Origin of the sequence: Nocardiopsis trehalosi NBRC 14201, from assembly GCF_001552555.1 — a bacterium.
GTDB lineage: Bacteria > Actinomycetota > Actinomycetes > Streptosporangiales > Streptosporangiaceae > Nocardiopsis_B > Nocardiopsis_B trehalosi.
The window spans coordinates 1-24,197 of sequence record NZ_BCRK01000094.1 but is presented as its reverse complement, the minus strand read 5'-3'; the positions used below and the strand labels follow the sequence as shown (position 1 = coordinate 24,197).

The 24,197-nt window shown below is 76.8% G+C and carries 26 protein-coding genes; 16 read left to right on the top strand and 10 right to left on the bottom strand.

Features of this window, described 5'->3' with window-relative positions; genetic code table 11:
• The first annotated feature begins 246 nt into the window (after window positions 1-246).
• The 6 genes from NT8_RS16895 to NT8_RS16870 all read left to right on the top strand — a co-directional run bounded on the left by NT8_RS16895 (window position 247) and on the right by NT8_RS16870 (window position 4,807).
• Window positions 247-1,056, top strand: coding sequence for an SAM-dependent methyltransferase (locus NT8_RS16895; RefSeq protein ID WP_067970522.1), 810 nt, complete (start codon window positions 247-249; stop codon window positions 1,054-1,056).
• Between the two features lie 210 nt (window positions 1,057-1,266).
• The gene (locus NT8_RS16890) at window positions 1,267-1,878 is read left to right on the top strand and encodes a DUF4178 domain-containing protein (RefSeq protein WP_067970529.1); all 612 of its coding nucleotides are present in this window, start codon (window positions 1,267-1,269) and stop codon (window positions 1,876-1,878) included.
• 4 nt (window positions 1,879-1,882) lie between these two features.
• The gene (locus NT8_RS16885; protein ID WP_067970520.1) at window positions 1,883-2,431 is read left to right on the top strand and encodes a DUF2617 family protein; all 549 of its coding nucleotides are present in this window, start codon (window positions 1,883-1,885) and stop codon (window positions 2,429-2,431) included.
• Window positions 2,421-2,744: a hypothetical protein gene (locus tag NT8_RS16880; RefSeq protein ID WP_067970518.1), complete on the top strand. Its 324-nt coding sequence runs from the start codon at window positions 2,421-2,423 to the stop codon at window positions 2,742-2,744. The genes NT8_RS16885 and NT8_RS16880 overlap by 11 nt, the downstream gene beginning before the upstream one ends.
• A gap of 33 nt (window positions 2,745-2,777) precedes the next feature.
• On the top strand, window positions 2,778-3,197 hold the full coding sequence (locus NT8_RS16875; protein WP_067970516.1) for a DUF350 domain-containing protein: 420 nt from the start codon (window positions 2,778-2,780) through the stop codon (window positions 3,195-3,197).
• Window positions 3,197-4,807 carry a polyamine aminopropyltransferase gene (locus NT8_RS16870; protein WP_084469024.1) on the top strand — a complete coding sequence of 537 codons (1,611 nt, stop codon included), beginning with the start codon at window positions 3,197-3,199 and terminating at the stop codon, window positions 4,805-4,807. Before NT8_RS16875 ends, NT8_RS16870 begins: the two co-directional genes overlap by 1 nt.
• Window positions 4,808-4,835: 28 nt before the next feature.
• Here NT8_RS16870 and NT8_RS16865 read toward each other — a convergent pair whose 3' ends face one another.
• Window positions 4,836-5,798, bottom strand: a complete 963-nt coding sequence (locus tag NT8_RS16865) for an alpha/beta hydrolase family protein (RefSeq protein WP_067970514.1) — start codon at window positions 5,796-5,798, stop codon at window positions 4,836-4,838.
• A 212-nt stretch (window positions 5,799-6,010) separates the two neighbouring features.
• Here NT8_RS16865 and NT8_RS16860 point away from each other — a divergent pair, with 212 nt between their 5' ends.
• A complete protein-coding gene (locus tag NT8_RS16860; protein ID WP_449406617.1) occupies window positions 6,011-6,760 on the top strand; it encodes an SbtR family transcriptional regulator in 750 nt (249 codons plus the stop codon).
• Between the two features lie 411 nt (window positions 6,761-7,171).
• Window positions 7,172-7,837: a hypothetical protein gene (locus tag NT8_RS16855; protein ID WP_067970512.1), complete on the top strand. Its 666-nt coding sequence runs from the start codon at window positions 7,172-7,174 to the stop codon at window positions 7,835-7,837.
• A 294-nt stretch (window positions 7,838-8,131) separates the two neighbouring features.
• Here NT8_RS16855 and NT8_RS16850 read toward each other — a convergent pair whose 3' ends face one another.
• On the bottom strand, window positions 8,132-9,094 hold the full coding sequence (locus NT8_RS16850; RefSeq protein WP_084469023.1) for a DedA family protein: 963 nt from the start codon (window positions 9,092-9,094) through the stop codon (window positions 8,132-8,134).
• A 176-nt stretch (window positions 9,095-9,270) separates the two neighbouring features.
• Between NT8_RS16850 and NT8_RS16845 the strand changes: the two genes are divergently transcribed.
• Together NT8_RS16845 and NT8_RS16840 are read left to right on the top strand one after the other, a co-directional pair.
• Window positions 9,271-10,773 carry a DUF6882 domain-containing protein gene (locus NT8_RS16845; RefSeq protein WP_067970511.1) on the top strand — a complete coding sequence of 501 codons (1,503 nt, stop codon included), beginning with the start codon at window positions 9,271-9,273 and terminating at the stop codon, window positions 10,771-10,773.
• A 270-nt stretch (window positions 10,774-11,043) separates the two neighbouring features.
• Window positions 11,044-11,241: a DUF3072 domain-containing protein gene (locus NT8_RS16840; protein WP_067970509.1), complete on the top strand. Its 198-nt coding sequence runs from the start codon at window positions 11,044-11,046 to the stop codon at window positions 11,239-11,241.
• Between the two features lie 165 nt (window positions 11,242-11,406).
• Here NT8_RS16840 and NT8_RS16835 read toward each other — a convergent pair whose 3' ends face one another.
• Window positions 11,407-11,976, bottom strand: coding sequence for a GNAT family N-acetyltransferase (locus tag NT8_RS16835; RefSeq protein WP_067970506.1), 570 nt, complete (start codon window positions 11,974-11,976; stop codon window positions 11,407-11,409).
• 142 nt (window positions 11,977-12,118) lie between these two features.
• On the opposite strand from NT8_RS16835, the gene NT8_RS16830 reads away from it, so the two are divergent.
• The gene (locus tag NT8_RS16830) at window positions 12,119-13,177 is read left to right on the top strand and encodes a glycerophosphodiester phosphodiesterase family protein (RefSeq protein ID WP_067970504.1); all 1,059 of its coding nucleotides are present in this window, start codon (window positions 12,119-12,121) and stop codon (window positions 13,175-13,177) included.
• 74 nt (window positions 13,178-13,251) lie between these two features.
• Here NT8_RS16830 and NT8_RS16825 read toward each other — a convergent pair whose 3' ends face one another.
• A complete protein-coding gene (locus NT8_RS16825) occupies window positions 13,252-14,418 on the bottom strand; it encodes an amidohydrolase family protein (protein ID WP_067970503.1) in 1,167 nt (388 codons plus the stop codon).
• A 181-nt stretch (window positions 14,419-14,599) separates the two neighbouring features.
• On the opposite strand from NT8_RS16825, the gene NT8_RS16820 reads away from it, so the two are divergent.
• Window positions 14,600-15,574, top strand: a complete 975-nt coding sequence (locus tag NT8_RS16820; protein WP_084469022.1) for a sigma factor-like helix-turn-helix DNA-binding protein — start codon at window positions 14,600-14,602, stop codon at window positions 15,572-15,574.
• 10 nt (window positions 15,575-15,584) lie between these two features.
• Here NT8_RS16820 and NT8_RS16815 read toward each other — a convergent pair whose 3' ends face one another.
• Together NT8_RS16815 and NT8_RS16810 are read right to left on the bottom strand one after the other, a co-directional pair.
• Window positions 15,585-16,502: a serine hydrolase gene (locus tag NT8_RS16815; protein WP_067970501.1), complete on the bottom strand. Its 918-nt coding sequence runs from the start codon at window positions 16,500-16,502 to the stop codon at window positions 15,585-15,587.
• Window positions 16,499-17,389, bottom strand: coding sequence for a LysR family transcriptional regulator (locus tag NT8_RS16810; protein WP_067970500.1), 891 nt, complete (start codon window positions 17,387-17,389; stop codon window positions 16,499-16,501). Before NT8_RS16810 ends, NT8_RS16815 begins: the two co-directional genes overlap by 4 nt.
• Before the next feature lie 380 nt (window positions 17,390-17,769).
• Between NT8_RS16810 and NT8_RS16805 the strand changes: the two genes are divergently transcribed.
• Together NT8_RS16805 and NT8_RS16800 are read left to right on the top strand one after the other, a co-directional pair.
• Window positions 17,770-18,597: an MBL fold metallo-hydrolase gene (locus tag NT8_RS16805; RefSeq protein WP_067970497.1), complete on the top strand. Its 828-nt coding sequence runs from the start codon at window positions 17,770-17,772 to the stop codon at window positions 18,595-18,597.
• Between the two features lie 131 nt (window positions 18,598-18,728).
• A complete protein-coding gene (locus NT8_RS16800) occupies window positions 18,729-19,616 on the top strand; it encodes a DUF4429 domain-containing protein (RefSeq protein ID WP_067970496.1) in 888 nt (295 codons plus the stop codon).
• A gap of 258 nt (window positions 19,617-19,874) precedes the next feature.
• Here NT8_RS16800 and NT8_RS16795 read toward each other — a convergent pair whose 3' ends face one another.
• The 3 genes from NT8_RS16795 to NT8_RS16785 form a co-directional block, all read right to left on the bottom strand.
• Window positions 19,875-20,177, bottom strand: coding sequence for a hypothetical protein (locus NT8_RS16795; RefSeq protein WP_245646215.1), 303 nt, complete (start codon window positions 20,175-20,177; stop codon window positions 19,875-19,877).
• A complete protein-coding gene (locus NT8_RS16790) occupies window positions 20,174-20,647 on the bottom strand; it encodes a DUF2269 family protein (RefSeq protein WP_067970495.1) in 474 nt (157 codons plus the stop codon). The genes NT8_RS16795 and NT8_RS16790 overlap by 4 nt, the downstream gene beginning before the upstream one ends.
• Window positions 20,648-21,014: 367 nt before the next feature.
• A complete protein-coding gene (locus tag NT8_RS16785) occupies window positions 21,015-21,707 on the bottom strand; it encodes a DJ-1/PfpI family protein (RefSeq protein WP_067970493.1) in 693 nt (230 codons plus the stop codon).
• A 180-nt stretch (window positions 21,708-21,887) separates the two neighbouring features.
• Between NT8_RS16785 and NT8_RS16780 the strand changes: the two genes are divergently transcribed.
• On the top strand, window positions 21,888-22,838 hold the full coding sequence (locus NT8_RS16780; protein ID WP_067970491.1) for a GlxA family transcriptional regulator: 951 nt from the start codon (window positions 21,888-21,890) through the stop codon (window positions 22,836-22,838).
• An 88-nt stretch (window positions 22,839-22,926) separates the two neighbouring features.
• On the opposite strand, the gene NT8_RS16775 is transcribed toward NT8_RS16780, so the two are convergent.
• A complete protein-coding gene (locus NT8_RS16775; protein WP_067970488.1) occupies window positions 22,927-23,394 on the bottom strand; it encodes a nuclear transport factor 2 family protein in 468 nt (155 codons plus the stop codon).
• Window positions 23,395-23,569: 175 nt separating this feature from the next.
• Between NT8_RS16775 and NT8_RS16770 the strand changes: the two genes are divergently transcribed.
• The coding region (locus NT8_RS16770) for a CGNR zinc finger domain-containing protein (protein WP_067970485.1) at window positions 23,570-24,197 on the top strand (628 nt) is incomplete at its 3' end.

Sequence of the window (24,197 nt, the reverse complement as noted above, 5' to 3'; positions counted from 1 at the left end):
GGCCGACCCCCGGCCGCCGCGCGCCGCCGTCTCCGGCCCCGCCACGCTCCGCGGCGCCCGCGCCCCGGTGGAGGAGGTCCGCGTGGGGCAGCGGGGGCGCCGGTCCCGGCCGCGTCCGGGAGCGGCCACCCGGCGCCGACCACCCCCGCCGCGGGCCGCCGGTCACTACCATGGCGGGCACCGGACAACGGAGGAACGCGACCCGTGGCCGCCCCCGACGCGGCGGCCCACGCGAGAAGAGGACCCGTGGCCGACCCCCCGCCCGACCCCGCCCCGCGCATCGACACCACCGTCCCGCACAACGCTCGCATCTGGAACTACTGGCTCGGCGGCACCGACCACCACCCCGTCGACCGCGAGATGGGCGAGCGCATCCGCGCGCTGTTCCCCGAGATCGCCGACAACGCGCGCGCCGACCGCGACTTCCTCGCCCGCGCGGTCCGCCACCTGGTCACCGCCTGCGGGGTCCGCCAGTTCCTCGACGTCGGCGCGGGGCTGCCCACCCGCGACAACACCCACGAGGTCGCCCAGCGGCTCGCCCCCGACGCGCGCGTCGTCTACGTCGACAACGACGCCAGCGTGCTCGCCCACGCCCGCGCCCTGCTCACCGGGACCGCCGAAGGCGCCACCGCCTACCTCCACGCCGACCTGCGCGACCCCGACCGCATCCTGGCCGGCGCCGCCCGCACGCTCGACCTGGACCGCCCGGTCGGGCTGATGCTGCTGGGCGTCACCGCGTTCGTCGACGACGACGCCGAGGTCCACCGCGCCGTCGACACCCTGCTGGGCGCGCTCGCCCCCGGCAGCCACCTCGTCGTCTCCCACCCCACCGACGCGCTCGACCCGGTGCGCGCCCGCGAGGTGCGCGACGCCTGGAACGCGCGCGGCACGCCCAAGCTCACCCTGCGCGGCCCCGACCGGATCGCCGCGCTGTTCCGCGGCAACCGCCTGCTCGACCCGGGCGTGGTGTCCTGCTCACTGTGGCGCCCCGACCACCCCGGCGCGACGGGCGTCCGGCCGGTGGACGAGTACGGTGGGGTGGGGCGCCTGCCCTGACCCGCCGTCCCCGCCCCATGGCGCACGGCGACCCCGGGAGTCGGTCCGGACACGGGCCGGTCGCGATCGGGTCGCGATACCACGAAACGGACGAACGGGTGGAACCCTGCTCCGGGCCCGGACGTCTCAGAGGCCGACGAACACGCCGAGGACGCCGGCCAGGACGTTCCCGGAGCGAGCCGCAGTAGGGGGAACAAGGACGTGTCGGGAATCGCAGTGCTCCTGATCGTGGTGGCCGTCCTCACGGCCGTCGTCGCGGTCGCCATCGCCGTCGCGGCGGTCCGGGCCGCCCGGCGCCGCACGCCCGCCCGGCCCGCGCCGGCGGCGCCCGCCGCCCCGCGCGACCCCTTCGCCGACACCGCCGAGACCAGCGGCGACCCGCTGGCGCTCAAGGCCGGCGACATGCTCGACTTCGGCGCCGAGCGGAGCTGGATCCGCGGCACCCTGCGCCTGTCGGAGGGCGGCTCCACGTGGGCCGAGCACTTCCTGGAGGTCGAGGGCGGCCGCCGCTGGCTCTCCGTCGAGCAGGACCCCGACGTGCAGATGGCCCTGTGGACCTCCCGCCCCGACCTCGACCTCACCCCCCACTCCGACACCCTGGAGCTCGAAGGCGTCCGCTACCGGCTGGTCGAACGCGGCACCGCCTCCTACCGGTCCGAGGGCACCACCGGGCTGCGCGCCGAGGGCGGCATGGACTACGCCGACTACGAAGGGCCCGACGGCCGGCACCTGTCCTTCGAGCGGTTCGACCACGGCCGGTGGGAGCCCAGCGTCGGCACCACCCTCGCCCCCGGCTCCTTCACCGTCTACCCGGGCGGCTGACCCGGTGCGTCAGACGATCGCCGGACCGTTCGCCGACACCCGCGCCGCCGACCTCGTGTGGAGCCTGGACCACCCGCCCATCGCCCCGCTGGCCTCCCGGGTGGTGCGCGCCGGCGCCGGCCGCGTGGAGCTGCGCGTCCTCGGCGCCTCCCACCAGATCCTCGTCGACCTGCCGGACCACGCCCTCACCGAGACCGTCGCCTGCCTGCCCGGCGCCGACCCCGGCCTGCCGGGGCACACCGCCGCGCCCGTCGGCGGCCGCCACTACGACTTCGCCAGCCGCGTCGAGCGGCCCGGCCCCGACCACTTCGCGTCGCGGGTGGACGACATCGTGCGCGCCGTCGACGGCCACCCCGGCGGGCTGCTCGCCGAGTTCCCCGGTGCCCCCTACGCCGTGACCGCCCTGATCGCCACCGCGGCCGCCCGCACCGTGCACTGGCGCACCTGGCACGCCTACCCCCAGACCGGTGAACTGGTGGTCACCACCGGCTCCTCGGCCCCGAGCACCGCCCCACCGACTCCGGAACGGAAGAGCGCCGGACATGTCCTCTGACTCCTCCTCGGCCGGCCGCGTCCGCGTCTTCGTCGGCGCCGCCGCCGCCCTCCTCATCGTCACCGTCCTGCTGATCGGCTGCGGTACGTCGCGCAACTGCGGCGACTACGACCTGGAGAACGGCCAGTACGTCTACGATCCCAACGACGGCGAGTACGACCGGGTCGACGGCCAGTACCGGTACGTCGGCTGCCGCTCGGGGAACCGCTCGGGCGTCATCTTCGGGGGCGGCGGCGGGGGCAACGACCGCTCCGACTCCTCCAACCGCTCCGGTACCGACCACCGGGGCGGCGGCCCCGGCTGGGGCAAGTGACGCACTCCCTCCGCCCGACCTGATGAGGAACAGATGACCCTGCTCATTGACATCGGCTCCTGCCTCGCCTACGGCATCGTCGGCACGCTGCTCATGGCGCTCGGCTACGCCGTCGTGGACCTGCTCACCCCGGGGCGGCTGCACGATCTGATCTGGACCGAGCGCAACCGCAACGCCTCGCTCATCGTCTCCGCGAACACGCTGGGCATCGCCGTCGTGGTGTTCTCCGCGATCATGGCGAGCGAGGACGGTCTGCTGCTCGGCCTGCTCAGCACCGCCGGGTACGGCCTTGTCGGCCTGGTGCTCATGGCGCTGGCCTTCCTCATCCTCGACGCCCTGACCCCGGGCCGGCTCGGGTCCGTCGTCGCCGAGACCGAACTGCACCCCGCCGCCTGGGTCAACGCCAGCGCCCACGTCGCCGTCGCCCTCGTCGTGGCGGCGGCCATCTCCTGATGCCGGAGGCCCCCGCGCCCCCGGCCGCCGACACCGGACCCGACACCGGCGACGGCGCCCGTACCGCGCCGCCCCGGCTGCCTCTGCGGCCCCGGGCGGCGCGGTTCGCCGTGCTCGTGGCCGTCTTCATCTGCGCGGCGTGCGGGCTGGTCTACGAACTCGCCCTGGTCGCCCTCGGCGGGTACCTGCTCGGCGACACCATCACCCAGGCGTCGGTGGTGCTGTCGGTCATGGTGTTCGCCATGGGCGTCGGGTCGCTGGCGGCCAAGCCGCTGGCGCGGCGGCCCGCGTTCGCCTTCGCCGTGGTCGAGGGGCTGCTGTCGCTGGTCGGCGGGCTGTCGGTGCTGCTGCTCTACGCCGCCTTCGCGTTCTTCTCCCTCTACCAGCCCGCGCTGGTGGCCATCGCGTTCGCCATCGGGGCGCTGATCGGGGCCGAGATCCCGCTGCTGATGACGCTCATCCAGCGCATCCGCCGCCAGGACGCCGCCACCGCCGTCGCCGACCTGTTCGCCGCCGACTACGTGGGCGGGCTCATCGGCGGCCTGGCGTTCCCCTTCCTGCTGCTGCCGCTGCTGGGGCTGCCGCAGGGGGCGCTCGTCGTCGGGGCGGTCAACGCCGTCGTCGGCATGGCGGTCGTGCTGTGGCTGTTCCGGGGCGAGCTGACCCGGGTGGGCCGGGTGCTGCTCGCGGCCGGGCTGGCCCTGGTGCTGCTGGTCCTGGGCGCCGCGTTCGCCCTGTCCGGGCGGTTCGAGGTCGACGCGCGCCAGGCGCTCTACCGCGACCCCGTTGTGCACGCCGCCCGGTCCGACTACCAGGAGATCGTGCTCACCCGCAGCCTCGACGGCGCCGACACCCGGCTGTTCCTCAACGGGGACCTGCAGTTCTCCTCGCTCGACGAGTACCGGTACCACGAGGCGCTGGTCCACCCGGCGATGAACGGGCCGCACACCGACGTGCTGGTCCTCGGCGGCGGCGACGGCCTCGGGCTGCGCGAGATCCTCGGCTACGACGACGTCGAGCACGTCACCCTGGTCGACCTCGACCCGGCCGTGGTCGACCTGGCCCGCACCGATCCCGCCATCACCGGGCTCAACGAGGGCGCGTTCGAGGACGACCGGGTCGACGTCGTCGCGGCCGACGCGTTCACCTGGCTGCGGGAGAACACCCGGCGGTTCGACGTCGTCGTCGCCGACATGCCCGACCCCGACGACGTGGGCACCGCCAAGCTGTACTCCGTGGAGTTCTACGGCCTGGCCCGGCGGGCCCTCGCCGACGGCGGGCGGATGGTGGTGCAGGCCGGGTCGCCCTACTTCGCCGACCAGGCGTTCTGGAGCGTCCGGCGCAGCCTCGCCGAGGCCGGGCTGGCCTCCACCCCCTACAACGTGGACGTGCCGAGCTTCGGCAACTGGGGGTTCCACCTCGCGGCCGAGGACGGCGCGCCGCCGGTCGCCCTGCCGGCGGAGCACCCGCCCACCCGGTTCCTCGACGCCGCCACCCTGACCGCCGCCCAGGTGTTCCCCAAGGACCGCCGCCCGGCGGAGGCGCTGGCGTCGACCCTGCTGCACCCGCGCATCATCGACTACCACCGCGCGGCCTGGCGCGGCTACTAGCCGCCGGCGCGGCCGGGCGCGGCCGCCGTCAGGGCTCGATCCGGCCCACGGGGCTGGGCGCGGCGGTGAGCGCGTCGCGCGCCTCCTGCCAGGCGGTGTCCCCGCTGTAGAGCCGCGTGCGGAGGTAGGCCCAGGTGAGCCGCTGGACGGCGGACACCCGCGCGGGGTCCTCGTCGGTGGTCTCGGCGACGTCGTACCCGGAGACCCCGCCGAGCCCGTGCTCGGCGCCGAACAGGGTGAGCAGGGTCGTCGCGGCCGGGGAGAGGACGTGCGGATCGGCGTGCCAGTCGGGGCCGCGGACCGTCAGGTGGGCGGAGTCGTCCCGGTCGCCGGCGACCACCAGCGCGGGCGCCGTCATCGTGGAGAAGTCGGTGGTCAGCAGGAACGGGTAGTTCTCCGCCGCGACCGCGCTGAGGGCGTCGCCGCCGCGGCCGGGCGCGGCCAGCAGCACGCCGGCCGTGATGCGCGGGTCCGCCAGGTCGGGGGCCGTCCCGCCGGGGTCGGCGGCCCGCGCACCCAGCAGCAGGCTCGCGGTGTGGCCGCCCATGGAGTGCCCGGCGACGGCGACCCGGTCCCGGTCCAGGCGGCCGCGGAGCTGCGGGACGGCGGCCTCGACGTCGTCGAGCCGGTCGAGGACGTGCGACATGTCCTCGGCGCGCGACCGCCAGAACATCGGGGCACCGGGGGTGTCGGCGGGCAGGCGCAGCGTCCGGGAGCTCAGGTGGGTGGGCTGGACGACGGCGAACCCGTGCGCCGCCCAGTAGTCGGCCAGCGGGGCGTAGCCGTCCAGGGAGGAGAGGTGGTGGGAGAAGCCCTGGCCGTGCGAGAGGAGGAGGATCGGCAGGGCGTCGCCGGTCACGGGCGCGGTGACGCGCAGCTCCAGGTCGACCGGCCGGTCGGGGGCCGGGAGGACGACCGGGCGGATCGAGATGGTGGGGACGGGGGTGGTCGGGGTGGTCGGGGCGGCTGCGGCGGAGGTGGCTGCGGGCATGCTGCGGGGTCCCTTCGGGGATGGGGGCGCCGGTGGGGGCGGCGGGGCGTGTCGGCGGGGCGTGTCGGCGGCCGCCGGACACGGACCGGCCGCAGGCGACGCGGGCGTGCGGTCGAGCGCCCGCGGTTCGGCTAGACTGAACCGGAGCGTTGTTCCGGTTAATATACGGAGCAGTGTTCCGCTTTGTCAACGGAGCCCGCAAGGAGCGCACGGTGCCCACGCCAGACCGGCCGAAGGACGGAACCCCCCGCAAGGGCAAGCCCTTCGAGGCGCCGCCCCACGAGGGGAAGCGCCCCGAGGCGGCCCCCGGCAAAGCGGAGCGGCCCGACGGAGCACCTGGCAAGGGGAACCGGGTCGAGACGGCGCCCGGGAAGGGGGAGCGGTCCGACGCAGCGCCCCGCAAGGGCAAACGGGCCGACGCGGCGCGCAACGAGCAGGCGCTGCTCGCCGCCGCAGCAGCGGTGTTCGTCGCCTCCGGCGTCGACGCGCCGATCCGGGAGATCGCGGCGCGCGCGGGCGTCGGGATGGGGACGATCTACCGCCACTTCCCGACGCGCGCCGACCTCGTGGTAGCCGTCTACCGCCACCAGGTAGAGGCGTGCGCCGAGGCGGGCCCGGAGCTGCTGGACCGCTCCGACTCCCCGTTCGCTGCGCTGCGGCAGTGGGCCGACCTCTTCGTCGACTTCCTGGTCACCAAGCACGGACTCGCCAACGCGCTCCGCTCCGACAGCGGGGGGTTCGAGTCGCTGCACGCCTACTTCCTCGACCGCCTCGTCCCCGTCTGCGCGCGGCTCCTCGACGCCGCGGCCGAGGCCGGTGAGATCCGCTCCGGCATCGGCGCCTTCGAGCTGATGCGCGGTGTCGGCAACCTCTGCATCGGCGCCGGCGGTGACCCGCGCTACGACCCGCGCCGCATGGTCGACCTCCTCCTCCAGGGCCTCCGCACCCCGCCCGCACCCTGACCCCGGCCACCCCCACGCCCCAAACGCCGCCCCGGCAGCCCCGCACCCCAGCCGACGACCCGGAGACCTCCCACCCGCCAAGAGTCGGCCCCACCAGGCCCCACGCCCACCCACCACTCCGGACGGCCGTTCCACTCCCGCCCGGCGCGGCGGGCGCCTGTCTCACGTCCGGCGGCACCGCAATGGCGGGCGGCCCATCCGGGGTGCGTCGCATGGAGCTGCCGGGTGGGGGCGCGGGGCGGAGATTCAGCGGGGCGCGGGGGCGGAAGGGCCGTTGCTGTACCGCGCGTTTCGGAGGGCGCAACAGGGGGTGACCTCGGGCGATACCGAAAGGCGCGGGGGCGGGGGTGTGCGGCGGCGTTTTGCGGAGAGTGGCGTAGACGTCGTCAACAGCAACCCGGAGGTGCCACCATGGCCGGCCGTACCAAGCCGGGCGCAGTCACCGCGGCGCTCGTGCTCCTCATCCTCATGGCGGTGTACCAGCTCGTCATCGGCGTGTTCGCGGTCATCGGGCTCGCGATGCCGCAGGGCCGCGCGATGGTCACGGACGTCAGCGACGTGCCCGTGGCGATGCTCGCCGTCGGCGCCGGTCTCGCCCTCGTCTACGGCGTCGCCAACGCCGTCCTCGCCTTCCTGACCGCCCGGGGCGCGCCCGTCGCGCGGATCGCCACCGTCGCCGTGCAGTGCGTCTACATCGTCGCGGTGATCGCCCTGCTCTTCACCGGCGCCACCGGCACCGGCGACCTGATCGCCGCCCTCTTCGCCGCCGCCGTCGCCGGACTGATGCTGTCCCGCCCGGCCAAGGCGTACTTCGCCGCGCCGACCGCCACGGGCGTCCCCGCCTCCGGCACCGCGGCCGCGTCCGGCTCCGCCACCCCGGGGCACGCCTCCGGAACCCCCGGCCAGAGCCCGGGGACCCTCGGCCAGAGCCCGTCCGTCGGCGCCCCCGGCGGCTTCACGGGGCGCGACACCCAGCCGAACGGGGGTGCCGTCCCCGGGCAGCGCCCCGCCCCGGACCAGGGCGCGACCGCCGGTCGCCGCGACGCCGGCGGCTTCGGCCCGGGCCACCGCTCCTGACCAGTCCCGTGCGCCCGGCCGCCTCGTCGCGGCCGGGCGTCCCCATGCCGGACCCGCCCGACCGCCTTCTCCGAGGCCGGGCGGGTCCTTGACGTCCCGCCCAGCCCCGAGCGGCCCCGACTGGTCGCTCGTGCCGGTGGTGCCGCCCACGGCCGAGCGGCCCCGACTGGTCGCCCGTGCCGGTGGTGCCGCTCACGACCGAGTGGTCGCGGCTGTCGCCCGTGTCGCCTGTGCCGTCCACGACAGAGCGGCCCCGATCGGACACCCGTGCCGCCCAGGACCGAGCGGCCCCGGCTAGTCGCCTGGGCCGCGCGTGTCGCCCGCGCCGGCGGTGCCGGCGGTGCCGGCGGTACCGGTGGACGGTCCGGGGGACCCGGCGGGAACGGCCGCGTCGGCGGCCGGCCCCGTACCGGCGCCGGAGTCCGGCGCTCCACCATCCGCGCTGTCCGCGCCGTCCTGCTCGCCCGACCCGGCCGTGTGCGCGGCGCGGCGCTTACGCTCCTTCTCCTCGCGCTGCGACGCCCGGACCGCCTTGAACGTCGGCGTCATGGCGATCACGAAGATGATCGCGAGGCTCACCCACAGGGCGTACTCGTCGATCAGCAGCACCACGTCGACCGCGTGCTGCCCCAGCCCGTAGCCGAGCCCGGCCACCAGGCCGGTGATCGCGGCGGAGCCGAGGAGGTTCAGGACGAGGAACGTCACCAGCCGCATCCCCATCGTCCCGGCCAGGGCGTAGACCAGCGCCGACGGGATACCCGGCAGGCCGGCGCAGAGCACGGCCGCTCGGATGAGCCACGGGTTGGACCGCTGCGCCCACTCCGCGAAGCGCTGCGCCTTGTCGCCGGGGGCGAACAGCCGGACGATGCGATGCCCCCACTGGCGGCCCGTCCACCAGAACAGGAAGTCGAACTTGGCCATGCCCACCGTCCCGGCGAACACCACCAGCCAGAGCGGGATCTCCCCGATGCGGGCGAAGGCGGCGGCCGCGCCGATGGCCGCCTTGCTGCCGGTCAGGAACTCCAGCACCACCGGGCTCGACGCGATCATGTAGGGGCGGAACGGCAGCAGCGCGAGGAGCAGCACCATCACGCCCGCGATGGCCCACATCAGCGCCTTGTCGGTGAACGACGCCTTGCCCTCCCACGGCAGCACCTCCCGCCAGTCCGCGGGCGGGGCGGCCGTGGCGCCCTTCTTCCCGGGGGTGGCCGCCCCGGAGGCGGCGGTGGCGGAGTCCTCGGGCCGATCAGTCGTCATGCCTCAAGTGTGGCGGACCCGCGACCCCACCCGTAGACGCGGTCATCACCCCCTCCCCATGACCGACACCACCCCACCGCCCATGACATCTGTCATCCGCGGGCCGGGGGTGGCGGAACCGGGGGTGGGGGTGGGGCGTCGTAGGGCGCGTCGGGACGGGATGAGAGGCGGGCGGTATGGGGTCGTTCTACAGTGCGGGGTTCCACGCGGCGGTCCGGCCGCACCTGGGGTGGGCGTCGGAGCAGGCGGACCACTTCGACCGCCTGGTGCCGGTGGGGCACGTGCACACCGACTTCGACCGGCGCACCGCGCGGCAGGGCGGGTACGAGCTGCGGATCGGCCTGCTCGGCAGCTACGCCGAGGACGGCACCTGGTTGTGGTCGTGGGCCAACACCCACTTCACCGGGCGGCCGGTGACCGAGGAGGCCGAGCGGCTGCGCGGGATCGGCACCGAGCGCGGTATCCCCGAGCTGGCCGAGGGCCTGGTCGACCTCACGCACCTGCCCGACCCCCGCCTGGGCTCCGACCACCTGGCGATGGGCGCCATGGCCCTGCTGGGCGCGCGCGGCCTCATCGTCTTCAACCACTCCGGGCGGGCGCGCACGTTCCTCGCGGTCACCGACCCGGCGGTGCCGTGGGCCCGCCCCTCGGCGGAGGGCACCGTCCGCGCCCTGCGCACCGCCGCGGTGCTGCTCGCCGACCCCGGGCACGACGCCGGCCGGGGCTGCGCCGAGGCGGTGGTCGCCGGCTACCTCGACCACCACGGGCTGACCGCCGCCACCGCGGCCGACGGCACCGTCACCGCCGTCCTGGACGGCGGGAACGTGCTCACCGCGCGCGTCGGCGCCGACGGCGGCCTCGACTCCGTCTCCGTCACGGGCCCCGACGGCGGTCCCGCGCGGCAGGACGCCGCGCCGAGCACAGCGGAGGGGCTGGTCCGCGTCACCACGACGACCCCCGCGCCGCGCCCCTTCCCCGCCGGGCTGCTGCCGCACGTGCTGCCGCGCCTCGCCCGCACCCTCGCCCAGGACGCCACCGCCAACGACCACCTCGACCGGGCCGGCCGGGAGCCGGGCGCCCCCGCATGGGACGCCGGAGCGGGCGTCCTGCGCTTCCCGGGGGCCGGGGACCGCACCGCCCGGGAGATCGGCGTGTTCGATCCGGCGACCGGCACCCTGCGGTGGTCGGCGGACGCGCCGGGCGCCGCGCGGCTGCGCGGACTGGCCACGGAGAACGGGCACGCCGACCTCGCGGCGGAGACCGCCGACCTGTCCGGGTACCGCGCGCCCGGCAACACGGCCGACATCCTCGTCCGCACGGCGGCCGACCTGGGGGGAGCCCGCGGGATCGCGGTCCTCGGCAACGAGGACGGCGGCAATCGCTACGTCGCCATCACCGACACCCGGGTGCCCGAGGCCGAGGGCTCACTCGACACGGTCGGGGACGCGGTCCTCGGCGCCGCCGACCGGCTGCACCCGGTCACCCCGTCGGCCGACCTGCGGCCCGTCATGCGCGCCCTGGCGCGCGGCTACTTCGACGCGTTCGGCGTGCCGGTGGTGGAGGTCTACGGCCCCGAGGCCATCGGCGGCATGTTCGGCCTCTACGAGGCGCGGGTGCACTTCAGCGTCGACGGGACCGTGCAGAGGGTCACCCGCGGCCTCTTCGGCGTTCCCCACTAGGGCGGGTTCGGTGGTGGTCGAGCTGGGGCGGTCCGGTTTGTCGGGCGGGCGGTCGGTCGGGCGGGGGCCCGCCCGAGCGCCGTCCGTCGGCGCCCTCCGGACCGGGGCGGGCCGACCCGCCCGACCGGTCGCGACCAGTGGACGGGCGTCCGGACGCCCGAGCCCGGTGGCGGCCGAGTCGGTGGGCGGAGGCGTGTGCCACGCGGGGCTTAGCGGTGCGCCCCGGCGGGTAGGCGGGACGGGCACGTCCATCTGCGGAAGGGGAGCGTGATGACCGAGCAGGACCCGCGCAAGGACACCGGTGACTGGGCGACCGGGGACGAGCCCGCCACCGGCCCTCAGCTCAGCTACCTCGCCACGCTGGCGCGTGAGACCGGGGCGACCGTCCCGGAGGACCTCACCAAGGCCGAGGCGTCGCGGCTCATCGACGAACTCCGCGAGCGCTCACCCCGTACCGACGACGCGTGAGCGCCACCCCGGCCCCCCGCCCGCTCGACCTCGGCGGGTGCGGCCCGGCCTTCTCAGCGGGGGCGGTGCCTGCGTGCCGGGTAGGCCCCTGGTCGGCCGGGTGGGCGGGGCGGCCCGGGACGGCGGCGGGGCCGGCGGTGGACTCACGGTGGACCGGTGGTGCGGTCAGGTCGCGGGGCGGTCGATCCGGTAGACGTGGTGCAGCGGGGGATCGACCGGGTTGTCCGGGACCATGTCGCCGCTGCCGACCCGGCGCAGCCCCGATCTCTCCAGGGCGCGCCAGGACGCGGTGTTCCCCTCGGCGACCGGGACCACCACGGCGGTCGCCTCCGGATACTCGTGCCACGTGCGGTCGATGACCGACCGGATCACGCGCGGTCCGAGGCCGCGCCCCACGCGGGCGGGGTCGCCGATGAGGTAGTCGATGGTCACGGCGCCATCGGGCACCTCGGCGATGGCGGCCAGTTCCGCGAGGTAGTCGGGGTGGTCCGCGAGCCGGGCGCGCTGGACCAGCGCCAGCGGCTCCCCGTCGAGGAGGGCGAGCAGGTCCTCGGCGGCGGTCTCGCCCCGGGCGGTCGGGCCGAAGTCGCGTTCCACGCCCTCGGGGGAGGTGTCGTGGTTCCACCATCGGGCCACGTGCGGCTGGCCCAGCCAGGTACCGAGCAGCGGGAAGTCGGCGGGCACAACCCGCCGCCAGGTGATCTCGCCCGTCCCCGGAGCGTCGGTGTCCGCCATCCCCCGACGGTAGCGCACCCCCTCGGAACCCCGGCGGCGACGACGTTGCCGGGCGGCTCGCCGGGCCGCTCGGGGGCGGACTTCGCCGGGTCTTCACCCCGGGGCGGTGGGGCGGCGGCGGGGGACCGGCCACCATGAGCCCATGCTGCTACGCGCCCTCGCCATCGCCGTCTGCGCCGCCACCCTCGCCGGGGCGGCCGCCGGACCCGCCCACGCCGACGACCGCGGCCGACGCCCCTTCGACCTCCAGGCCCACCGGGGCGGCCTGGGCCTCGTCGTCGAGAGCACCCTGCCCGCCTTCGAGAACGCCCTGCGCGTGGGGGTCACCACGCTCGAACTGGACGTGCAGATCACCCGCGACGGCGCCGCCGTCGTCACCCACGACCGCCGGGTCAGCGCCGCCAAGTGCCTCGACACCCGCCCCGCGACCCCCGGCGACCGCGACTACCCCTACGTCGGCTCCTACGTGAAGGACCTCACTCTCGCCCAGGTCCGCACGCTCGACTGCGGCACCCTCACCCAGCCCGCGCACCCGGGCCAGCGGGCGGTCCCCGGCGCCCGCATGCCGCTGCTCAGCGAGGTGTTCGACCTGGTCCGCCGGAACCGCGCGCACGACGTCCGGTTCAACGTGGAGACCAAGGTCGAGGCGGGCGCCCCCGAGGAGACCGCCCCCCGCGAGCAGTTCGTCCGCGTCGTCGCCGCCGAGGTCCGCCGCGCCGGCATGCTGCGCCGCACCACCATCCAGAGCTTCGACTGGGGCGCGCTCACCCGCATGCGCGAGGTCGAGCCCCGGCTGCCCGTCGTCGCCCTCACCAACCACGACTTCCTGGAGGTCGGCGAGCCGGGGGCGTCGCCGTGGCTCGGCGGCATCGACATCGACGACTTCGGCGGCGACCCCGTGGCCGCCGTCGACGCCCTCGGCGCCGACGCGTTCTCGCCCGTCCACGGGTTCCCGCAGGACGGCGCGGTCACCGACCCCGACTACGTCCCCTACGTCACCGCCGACATGGTCGACCGGGCGCACGCGCGCTGCATCGAGGTCATCCCGTGGACCGTCGACGACGAACCCACCATGCGGGCGCTCCTCGACGCGGGGGTCGACGGGCTCATCACCGACTACCCCGACCGGCTCCGGACGGTCATGGCCGAGCGCGGCCTCCCGCTGCCCGAGCGGTACGGCCGCCCGCCGGGCCGCCCCTGATCCGCGCCCGGCCGGTACGCGCGGCCCCGGCCCGCGCCGCCCCGAGCGGCGCGGGCCGGCGCGGGCCCCGGGCGTCACCGCCCAGACGGGCCGAGGGGGAGCCGGACGCCGCGCCGCCAGACGTCGGTGGCCCGGCCGACCGCCGCGAGGTCGCGGGTCGGGTCGCCGTCCACCAGGAGCAGGTCCGCGCGGAGCCCCGGCGCGATCCGCCCCCGGTCGGTGAGCCCGAAGCGGCGGGCCGGCTCCGCCGTCGCGGCCGCCAGGACCTCCTCGGGGGCGAGCCCGGCGGCACCCAGCAGCACCAGCTCCCGCAGCATGCCCGCGCCGTGCGCGGGCGCGAACGGGTTCGCGTCGGTGCCCGCCAGCAGCGGAACCCCCGCCCGGTGCAGCACCCGGACCGCGTGCGCGGCGTTGGACAGCGCGTCCCCCGGCCCCGCCGCGTCACCGTGGGCGTGGTCCGGGTCGGAGCCGCCGATCGCCTCGAAGTAGGCGAGCGTGGTCACCGCGAACACCCCATGATCGGCGGCGCGTGCCGCCAGCTCCTCCGCCGCCGGGTCGCCCGGCGCGGCGTCGCAGAACACGTGCGCGAGACCGTCGACGCCCGCGTCCAGCGCCGCGCCCACCTCGGCCGCGCTCAGGGCGTGCGCGACGACGGCCAGGCCCGCGTCGTGTGCCGCCTCCACCAGCGCCGCCAGGGTGGCCGCGTCCAGGGTCGGCCGGCGGGCCCCCGAGAGCGCGCCGTCGTCCACCACCACCTTGAGGTAGTCGGCGCCCTCCGCGACCCGGGCGGCGACGAACGCCCGCGCCTGCCCGGCCCCGGCGACGGTGTCGAAGGCGCCCGCCCCGTCACCGAGCGCCGCGGCCTCCTCGGCACCGAACGCGTCCATGAGCTGGCTGGGGTGCCCGCCGGGGGCCGTGGCGAGGACGCCCGCGCTGCGCAGGTCGGCGACGTCGTCCCGCTCGGCCGCCAGCCGGCGCTGCCGGGCCAGGTTGGGCGGCAGGCAGAACATGTCGAGCTCGGTGGTCACGCCCGAGCGCAGGGCCAGTTCCAGCCCGCCGTCGAACACGTGGGTGTGGGCGTCGATCAGGCCGGGCAGCAAGGTCCGGCCGGTGCCGTCGACCTCGGCGTCGACCGGGCCGCCGTCGTCGGCGGCGATGACCGGGCCGTCGACGAGCACGTCGGTGCGGGCCGTGGTGGACGCGCCGTCGAAGACGCGGACGCCGCGGATGCGGGTGCGCATGAATCCTCCCGATGTCGGTGCCGGTGCGGGCCGTTCCCGCGCCGGCACCCCACAAGAGGCCCGGCGGTCGCCCGGCCGTGACGCGGACCGGGCCGGGGAGAGGTGGATCACAGCGGAGGTGCCGATGTCACACTCGCGACACCGGACGGCTCACAACGGACGGAACCGACAGGAGGCCGCCATGCCCGACCGCCCGACCCGCCGCCCCGATGGAGCCGGACCGCCCGCCGAACCGCCCGCCGATTCCACCGGCCCCGCCGACCCGGCCACGCGCGCGTTCCTCGCCCACCGCCCGCTGCTGTTCTCCTTGGTGCACACCGTCCTCGGCACCGTCGCGGACACCGAGGACGTGCTCCAGGAGACGTGGCCCGCCTGGTCGGCCCGCTGCCGTGCGCCCGGGGCGACCCCCGTCGCCGATCCGCGCGCCTACCTGGTGCGGGTCGCGGTCAACGCCGCGCTCCGCCGCCGGGCCGCCATCGACCGGCGTAAGGAGACCTACGTCGGCGCGTGGCTGCCCGAACCGGTGGTCACCGCGCCCGGGGCGCCGGGCCCCGTCGGCGACGCCGCCGGCGTGGTGCTGCGCCGCGAGGAGGTGTCGACCGCGCTGCTCGTGGTGCTGGAGACCCTCACCCCGTTGGAACGGGCGGTGTTCGTGCTGCACGAGGCGTTCGGCTACCCGCACACCGAGACCGCCCGCATCCTCGGCCGCAGCCCCGAGGCGGTGCGCCAGCTCGCCCACCGCGCCCGCGCGCACGTCCACGCGCGGCGCCCCCGCTACCGGGCCGACCCCGAGCTGCGCCGCCGCGCCACCGAGCGGTTCATCGACGCCGCCCTCGGTGGCGACATCGACGCGCTGATGGCGGTCCTCGCGCCCGACGCCGCCCTGTGGACCGACGGCGGAGCGTCGGGGCCCGCCGCGTCCCCGCGCCCCGTGTGCGGCGGGCGGCGGATCGCCCGCGTCCTCGCCGCCGTCGGCGCCCGCCTGGCGCCCGGCCGGGTGCGCGTCGAGCCGCGCGACGCCAACGGCGACCCGTCGGCGCTGATCATCCTGGACGGGCGCCCCGCCGCCGTCGTGGTCCTCGACCTCGACGACGACGGCCGGGTGGCGACCGTCTACTCAGTGACCAACCCCGACAAACTGGTCCACGCCGGGTGACGCGGGCGGCCTACGCGTCCTCCCCGGAGCCCGCGCGCAGGTGGTCCCGGAGGGCCCGCGCCACGCGGCCCATCAGCGCCTCGGCGCCCGGCTGAACGATCGCGGGCACCCGCGACTCGGTGAGGACGACCACCGCGAACGCCTGGCCGTCGGCGTGCTCGACCACCCCGGCCTCGTGGCGCAGGTTGAGCAGCGTCCCGGTCTTGGAGGACCACCGCGACGCGTCCGACGCGAAGTCGGGGGTCAGCCGGTGCCGAAGCACGTTGTTCGCCATCAGCTCGCGCACCCGCTCCGCCACGCCGGGGTCGATCGCCGACGGGGTCCACAGCGCCTGCAGCAGGTCGGCGAACGCCCGCGCGGTCCCGGTGTTGGCCCGGCTCACGTCGAGCTGGCGCACCGGGTGGCCGCGCCCGGCCGTCGCCGCCTCGATGGCCAGGGTGTGCGCCAGGTGCGCGTCGGAGTGCACGAACCGCTCCACCGGGGTCTCGACCAGGTCGCGCATGGTGTGCCGGACGGTGATCCCGCGTACGCCGAGGCCGCGCAGCACCGCCGCGATCTCGGCGGGCGGGGTCAGGCCGAACAGGGCGTCGGCCGCCTCGCCGTCGCTCAGCGACGTGCTGAGGTAGAGCAGGTCGTCGACCGCGACGCGCGCCGGGTGCCGGAACCGGCTGATCCCCGTCGGGCCGGGCGCGGTCACCCGGCCGGGCGCGACCTCCAGCGTCGCCGCGCCGTCGAGTTCGCCCCGGCGGATGCGTTCCAACGTCGCCACGGCCAGCGGGATCTTCACCAGGGACGCCGAGGCGAACTCCAGGTCGGGGTCGATGCCCAGTTCGGCGCCGGAGTGCAGGTCGCGGACGAGGAAGGAGCCGCGCAGCCCGCCGTCGGCCAGTTCGGCGCGCAGGTCGCGGATGAGGGCGGTGGCGGTCACGCGGCGGCCCCACTCGTGGACGCGGCGCCCAGACAGCGGGCGATCCCGTCGCTCAGCAGGGTCCGGAGGCGCTCCGCCTCGTCGCCCGCCGCCGCGACGACGTCGTACCCCCGGGCCGGGCGCACCTCGCCGATCGGGCGCCAGGACAGCCCCAGCTCCGTCGCCTGCCCGGCCGAGGCCAGCAGCAGGTCGGTGGAGCCCAGCACCTCGGCGACGGCGGCCGTCAGCGACGGGGCCACCGCCACCTGGGCGGGCCGCAGCCCAGCCGCGTCGCGCACCCGCTGCAGCCGGTCGCGCACGTGCGGGACGTCGTCCTCGGGCTGCACCCACACCCGGCGGCGCACCGACGGGCCGCCGCGCACGTCGCGCAGCGTCTCCAGGTAGAACACGTCCGCGCCGGGCTCCGCCAGGGTGGCCACCCCCAAGGGGACCCGCCACACGCCCGTGTCGGGCGGGACCGCGACCAGGGCGGCCGCCACCTGCCAGGACCGGACGAGTTCGGCCCGCTCCTCCGGCGGCGCGGGGTCGAAGTCCAGGAAGACGCCGAGGCGGCGGGCCTCGGCGTCGAGCCGCGCCAGGTCGCCGGTCGAGCACGTCGTGGGCACGGCCAGGCGCAGCGGGGCCAGCAGGGCGCGTTCGGCGTCGTACTCCATGTCCTCGGCGAGCCGTACCAGCCGCCGGGCCGACGGCAGCATCCGGCGGCCGAACGCGGTCAGCGTCGCCCGCCGGGTCGACCGGTCGAACAGCCGGCCGCCCAGATGCTTCTCCAGGGCGGCGATGCGCCGGCTGGCCACCGGCTGCGGGATGCGGGCGGCCGCCGCGCCCAGAGTGAAGCTGCCCCGTTCGCCCACGCTGACGAACGCGCGGCAGGCACCGACGATGTCCACCCCCGCAGCCTATGCCGTTCCGGCATCGGACCGGACCGGACCGCCGGATCGGGCATGGGTCGCGTTCACGACGCCGACGGCACCGTCCGGAAGGGGCTGACGGGCGCGCGGGGCCGGTGTCGGCCAAGGGCGGTTCCGTGCGTGAGCGGCGTGGCGGTCCCGGGTGGGCGGCCCGTGGTGCGCGGGTGCGGGCGCACGCCTTCCGCGATGCTGGGGGGCGTGGGCGGCTCGGCGGTGTGCGCGGGTGCGGTCGACTGCCCGCCACGATGCCGGGGGCGCGGGCCGGGCGGGCCGGTGGTGTGTGGACCGGGCGGACCATCGGGCCGTGGGTACGGTACCGGCGGGCGCCGCCGCAGGGGACCGGCGCGGAAGGGAGCGGCATGCGTATCACGGTGGTCGGCAGCGGGGACGCGTTCGGGTCGGGCGGGCGGTTCCAGACCTGCGTCGCCCTCGGCCCCGACGGCCCCCACGGGGACGCTCCCGACGGCGACGGCAGCAGCGGGGACGATGGCCCCGATGGCGACGGGTACAGCGGCGGCGGCACCGCGCCGCACACGCTGCTCGACTGCGGCGCCACCAGCATGGTGGGCCTCCGCCGCCAGGGCATCGACCCCAACGCGATCGGCACGGTCCTGCTCACCCACCTGCACGGGGACCACTTCGGCGGGCTGCCGTTCCTGGTGCTCGACGGCCAGTTCCGGCGCCGCACCGCCGACCTCGCCGTGTACGGGCCGGCGGGGACGGCCGACCGGCTCGCCGCCGCCATGGAGGCGCTGTTCCCGGGGTCGGCGGAGGTGCGGCGGCGGTTCGCGGTGCGCGTCACGGAGTACACCGACCGGGTCCCGGTCGACACCGGGCGACTCACCGCCACACCGTTCGAGGTGCGCCACGCGTCCGGAGCGCCCGCCTACGCGGTCCGGGTGGCCGACCGCGACGGGGCGACGGTCGCCTACTCGGGCGACACCGAGTGGACCGACGCCCTCATCGACGCCTCAGCGGGGGCCGACGTGTTCCTCTGCGAGGGCTACGCCCCCGCGCCGGTCCGCTGGCACCTCGATCTGGAGACCCTGGCGCGCCACCGGCACCGCCTCACCTGCCGCCGCCTCGTCCTCACCCACCTGTCCCCGACGGCCCTCGCCGCCGACCTCACCCCCTGGGAGACCGCCCACGACGGCCTCGTCCTCTCCACCCGGCCCACCGCCACATGACGGGCCCCGGGTGGGTGGGGGCGGAGCGGAGGTGGTCCCGGGGGGTGCCGGGGCGGGTGGCGGCGCGGTGACCGGTTTTTCTCCGGTTCGCACGGTGTCGCGCGAGGGGGTGACTGCCTAGGATTCCGGGAATGGACGAGTTGCGCGGGGATCAGGGCGTCTGGCGGTTCACCGGGGACGCGGTCGTGCTGACGTACGCCCGCAAAGTGCTCACCCCCGCGCTGTTCACGGCGCTGGGCCGGGCCGAGGTGCCGCTGGCGGCCGTGGCGTCCGCCGACCTCACCCCCGGCCGCAAGCGCTGGGAGCTGCGGCTGCGGCTGAAGGACCGGACCGACCCCTACACCAGCGTCGGGGCCGACCTCGCGCCGCGCCTGCACCCGTTCCGGCTGACCGGCCCGGCGCGGGACGAACTGGTGGCCGAGTACCACGCCGAGCAGATCACCACGGCGGCCGCACTCGCGGGCGACCCGCCCGCCGACGCCGCCACCCGGCTGGTGGCCCGGCTGCCGCTGCACGTGCGGACCGGCGAGGGGACGGCGTCGTTCGACGGCACGACGGTCCGGCTGGAGTGGTCCGGCACCGCCTCCGCCGTGAAGAAGAGCGAACGGCGCCGCGAGTACGCGCTCGCCGACATCGCGGGTGTCGCCTGGGTGCCCTCGTCCGATTCGGGCCAGGCCCACATACGGCTGACCCCGCACCGCGAGGACGACGGCCCGCAGCCCCGGCCCAAGCACGACCTGCGCTGCCTGCGGGGGAGCGAGGCCGGGGCCGAGCGCGCCCGCCTGCTGCTGCTCGCGGCCACGGTCACCGCCCACCTGTGGGCGGACGGCGGGCCGCACCCGGCCCTGCCGCCCGCCCCCGACCCGGCCGACGCGCCGGCGGACCCCCCGGGCGGCGCCGTCCCGGACGTCGACTGGGTGTACCGGCAGATCGAGCGCCTGGCCCGGCTGCACGCCGACGGCATCCTCACCGACGCGGAGTTCACGGAGAAGAAGGCCGACCTGCTCGGCCGCATCTGAGCCGAGGGGCGGCCCCGCTCCGGCGGTCCACGCCGACGTGCGCGACTGGGTGGCCGTCCGATCGGGCTGCCGCGCGTGGCGGGTCGGCCTGCCGAGGCTCCGAGTGGGGTCGGCTGCCGGGACCGCCCGGTGTCGGCCGTCCCGCCGGGTTCGCCGATGCGCGGCGGGACGGCCTGTCGGGGCCCTGAGTGGGGGTCGGCCGCCGGGGTCGTCCGGTGTCGGCCGTCCCGCCGGGGCCGCCGGAGTGCGGGGCGGTGGTCAGGCCGCTGGGGCTCCGGCGCGGGCGTCGGCCGTCCGCAGGCGGCGCAGGGCCAGGAGGCCGCCCACCCCCGGGACCAGGGCGAGCACCGTGGTGGCCGGGGACCGTCGCGGATCGCGGACGGCGGCGACCACGGCCACCAGGTAGGCGCACCCGTGCAGCGGGCCCGCCAGGGAGGCCACCTCGGGCACGTGCGCCGTCGCGAGGTTGCCCAGCAGCACGACCAGGGACACCAGTTCGACCCGGGCGGCGACGCGCAGCACCGGCCGCTCCGCCGCCGCTCCGGTCCCGGGCACGGTCACGCCCCCGTGGTGGAGCCGGGGCGGACGATCATCAGCACGGTGACGACCGCCCACAAAAGGTTGAAGACGCCGGTGAGCATCGCCAGCCGCGCTGTCTCGGCGCGCTCGACGGGCGCGCCCCCGCCGTCGATCCGGCCGAGGAGGGCGTCCTGGCGGGGCAGCACCGCCAGCGCGAGCAGCCCGGCGGCCACCGCCGTGAGGGCGATGGACACCAGCAGCCACGGGTCGGTGAGCACCCCCATGGCCGACGCGGTCGCGAACCCGAACACGGGCACCGCGATGCCCAGCAGCGCGTAGACGCGGCAGATGCGGTGCAGCAGCCGCACCGACGCGGTCGCCCCGGCGTCGGCGTCGGCGCCGGCCGTCTGGGCGCGGCGCACGGCCGCGGGGAACATGCTGGCCGCGACCGTCACCGGGCCGATCGCGACGATCGCGGCGATGACGTGCGCGGAGAGGAGGAACTTCGTCATCGCGCGGCTCGGGCCTTCCGGTCGGCGTCGGCGCCGGCGGCGGGGTGGGCGCCGGACGGCGCGCACGCGCGGGGGCGGGCGGTGGGCATGGGGTCGGAACTCCTTCGCGGTCGGGGTCCGGCGGCGCTGCTGGGGGGCACGGCGTCGGCGGGGGTGACAGTGTTGGCGGGCGTCGCGGGGCGCGCGGGGGTCGGGGTGCGGCCGGGGGGCACAGCGCTGGCGAGGGTCGCAGTGTGAGTGGGCGTCACAGTGCTGGGGCTGACAGTACTGGCGGCGGTCGCGGTGCTGGCGGGCGTCGCGGTGCTGGCGGGGGGCACAGCGTGCGCGGGCGTCGCAGCGTGCGCGGGCGGCATCGCGCCGGCGGGGGTCACAGGGCGGGCACGGGGCCGCGGGGCCGCCAGACGATGCCTCGGCGCTCGTGGGTGAACACCTGCTCGACCGCGTGCGCCACACGCGGGCCCACCTCTCGGTCGATCAGGTGGAGGGCGAGGTCCAGGCCGGAGGTGACCCCGGCCGCGCTGACGAGGTCGCCGTCGTCGACCACGCGGGCGGGCACGGCGTCGACGCCGGTCTCGGCGAGCGCCGCCATTCCCAGGTGGTGGGTGGTGGCGTGGCGGCCCTTCAGCAGTCCGGCCATGCCGAGCAGCAGCGCGCCGCCGCACACGGTGGCCACCAGGGTGTCCGGGCGCTCCAGCGCCTCGGCGGCCCGGACCGCCAGGTCGGAGTCCGCCGCGCGGCGCAGCAGGGTCGCGATGTCGGCGCCCCCGGCACCCTCAGCGCCCTCGGCGCCGTCCGCGCCGGCGCCGCCCGGCCCATCGGGGGCGGGGCGCCCGGCGGCGCCGGGGACGACCAGCACGTCGGCGCGCGCCGGGTCCAGCGCGGCCACGGCGGCCAGCGACAGCGGGGGCACCCCGCTGGGGACCTCGCGCGGCCCTTCGGCCGAGGCGAGTTCCACGCGCACGGCGCCGCCGGTGAGGCCGCCCGCGGCGTCGAACATCTCGAAGGGGGCGATGACGTCCAACGGGTCGAAGCCGTCGAACAAGGCGATCTGGATGAGCATGGGTCTCCTGTCAGCGGAAGCGGCCCGCCCCACGCTAGGGGCCGGGGGCCGCCGCCCCCAGTGGCCGGAACGCCAATATCCGACGGGTTCCCGCCACCCCTGCGGGCCAGGCACTCCCCGCGCCCGGGGCCGCCCGAACAGGGGTTACCGGACTGGCGGGATCTCGTCTACGGTGGCGCCATGCACACCGTGGCGGTCCTCGCGCTGGACGACGTCGTCGCCTTCGACCTGGCGACCCCCATCGAGGTCTTCGGCCGGCTCCGCCTCGCCGACGGCCGCCGGCCCTACCGGGTCCGCGTCTGCGCGCCCACCCCCACCGTCCGGGGCGAGGTGCTGACCATCACCGCCACCGAGGGCCTGGAGGCGCTGCGCGGCGCCGACACCATCGTCGTGCCCGGGTGCGCCGGCGGCGTGGAGCCCCCCTCCGAGGAGGTGCGCAGGGCGCTGCGCGCGGCGCACGCGGCGGGCACCCGGATCGCGTCGGTGTGCGCCGGTTCGTTCATCCTGGCCGCCACCGGCCTGCTCGACGGGCTGAGCGCCACCACCCACTGGCTCGGCGCCGAGATGCTCGCCGAGATGTACCCGGCGGTCGACGTCCGGCCCGACGTGCTCTACGTCGACAACGGGCAGATCCTCACCTCGGCCGGCGCCGCGGCGGGCATCGACATGTGCCTGCACATGATCCGGCGCGACCTCGGCTCGGCGGCGGCGGCCGACGCCGCCCGCCTGGCCGTGGTCCCCCTGGAGCGCGAGGGCGGCCAGGCGCAGTACGTCGCCCACACCCGGCCGCCCGTGCCGCGCGGCTCCGCGTTCGAACCCGTGCTCGCCTGGATCGAGGACCACCTCGACCGCGACCTCACCCTCGCCGCCATGGCCGCGCGCGGCGGCATGAGCGAGCGCACCTTCGGCCGCCGGTTCCGCGAGCACACGGGCACCACGCCGCTGCAATGGCTGCTGCGCGCCCGGGTGCGGCGGGCGCAGTACCTGCTGGAGAACACCGACTACGGGGTGGAGCGGATCGCCGCCCAGGCCGGGTTCGGCTCGCCCACCGCGTTCCGCGAGCGCTTCAAGCGCGTGGTGGGCGTCTCCCCGCAGACCTACCGGGCGACCTTCCGCTCCCGCGCCGCCTGAGGGCGGCCCGCGCGGTCCCGCCGGCCGGGCGGCGGCCCACCCCGCCGGGCGCCCCGGCCCGGCCGCCTCCGGCGGCGGCCGGAGCGGCTCAGCGCAGCGGGATGTCGGCGCCGGGGCCGCGCTCGTGCTCGGGACGGGGGCCGAAGTAGCGGCGGTCGGCGGCGGTGATGGCCACGTCGTTGATGCTCGCCTCGCGGCGGCGCATCAGCCCCTGGTCGTCGAACTCCCACAGCTCGTTGCCGTAGCTGCGGAACCAGCGGCCGTCGTGGTCGTGCCACTCGTACTGGAAGCGGACGGCGATGCGGTCGCCGCCGAACGTCCACAGGCTCTTGCGCAGGACGTAGTCGAGTTCGCGCGCCCACTTGTCGGTGAGGAAGGCGACGATCTCCGCGCGGCCGGTGAGGAAGGTGCCGCGGTTCCGCCAGACGGAGTCCTCGGTGTAGGCGAGGCTGACGCGGTGCGGGTCGCGGGTGTTCCAGGCGTCCTCGGCGGCCTGGACCTTCTGCCGCGCGGTCGCCGCGTCGAAGGGCGGGAAGGGCGGACGGGGCTCGGACATGGGGGTCCTCTCGCTGCGCGGACGGGGCGCCCGCGCGGCCGTCGGCACGGGCTGAGGGGCTAATGCTTCAATGTGGATTTCCCATTAGGCGATGACGGCACCCTAGGGCGTCGGGAGAACGCGCGTCAACGCCTGCGCACCTCTCCGACCATTAGGAGGCGGCTAGGCTGGCGGAATGACGCGCATCGGGGCCGGCGTCGGCACGCCCGCGCTGGGCGAGCCGCTGCCGGTCGAGCTCATGAACACCGTCTGGGCCGACCGCGACGGTGTCCACGACGACCTCGCCGGCACCGCGGCGGCCCTGGCCTGGCTGCGATCGGTCGCCGACCGGATCGCCGACGGCGTGCCCGCGCTCGGCGCCTGGCTCGGCTCCGCCCGGCCTGAGGGGGCCGACGACACCGCCGACCGGCTCCGCTCCCTGCGCGGCGCCCTGCGCGCGCTCGCCGCCGAGGCGACCACCGACCCCCGGGCGCCCGCTGCGGACCGCGGCGCCGCGCTCGCCGTCCTCAACGCCGCGTGCGCCGGGGCCCCGGTGTGGCCGGAGCTGCGGTGGCCGCCGGGCGGTCCCCCCGCCCGGGCCGTGTGCGCCCCCGACCCGCCCGGACGGGTGGCGGTCGCCCTGATCGCGGGCGCGGGCGTCGACCTCCTCGCCGGCCCCGACCGGGAGCTGCTCCGCCCCTGCCTGGCGCCGGGGTGCGTGCAGTACTTCGTCCGGCGGCGCCCCCGGCGGGAGTGGTGCTCGCCCGCCTGCGGCAACCGCGCCCGCGTCGCCCGCCACTACCGCCGCACCCGCGCACCGGCGG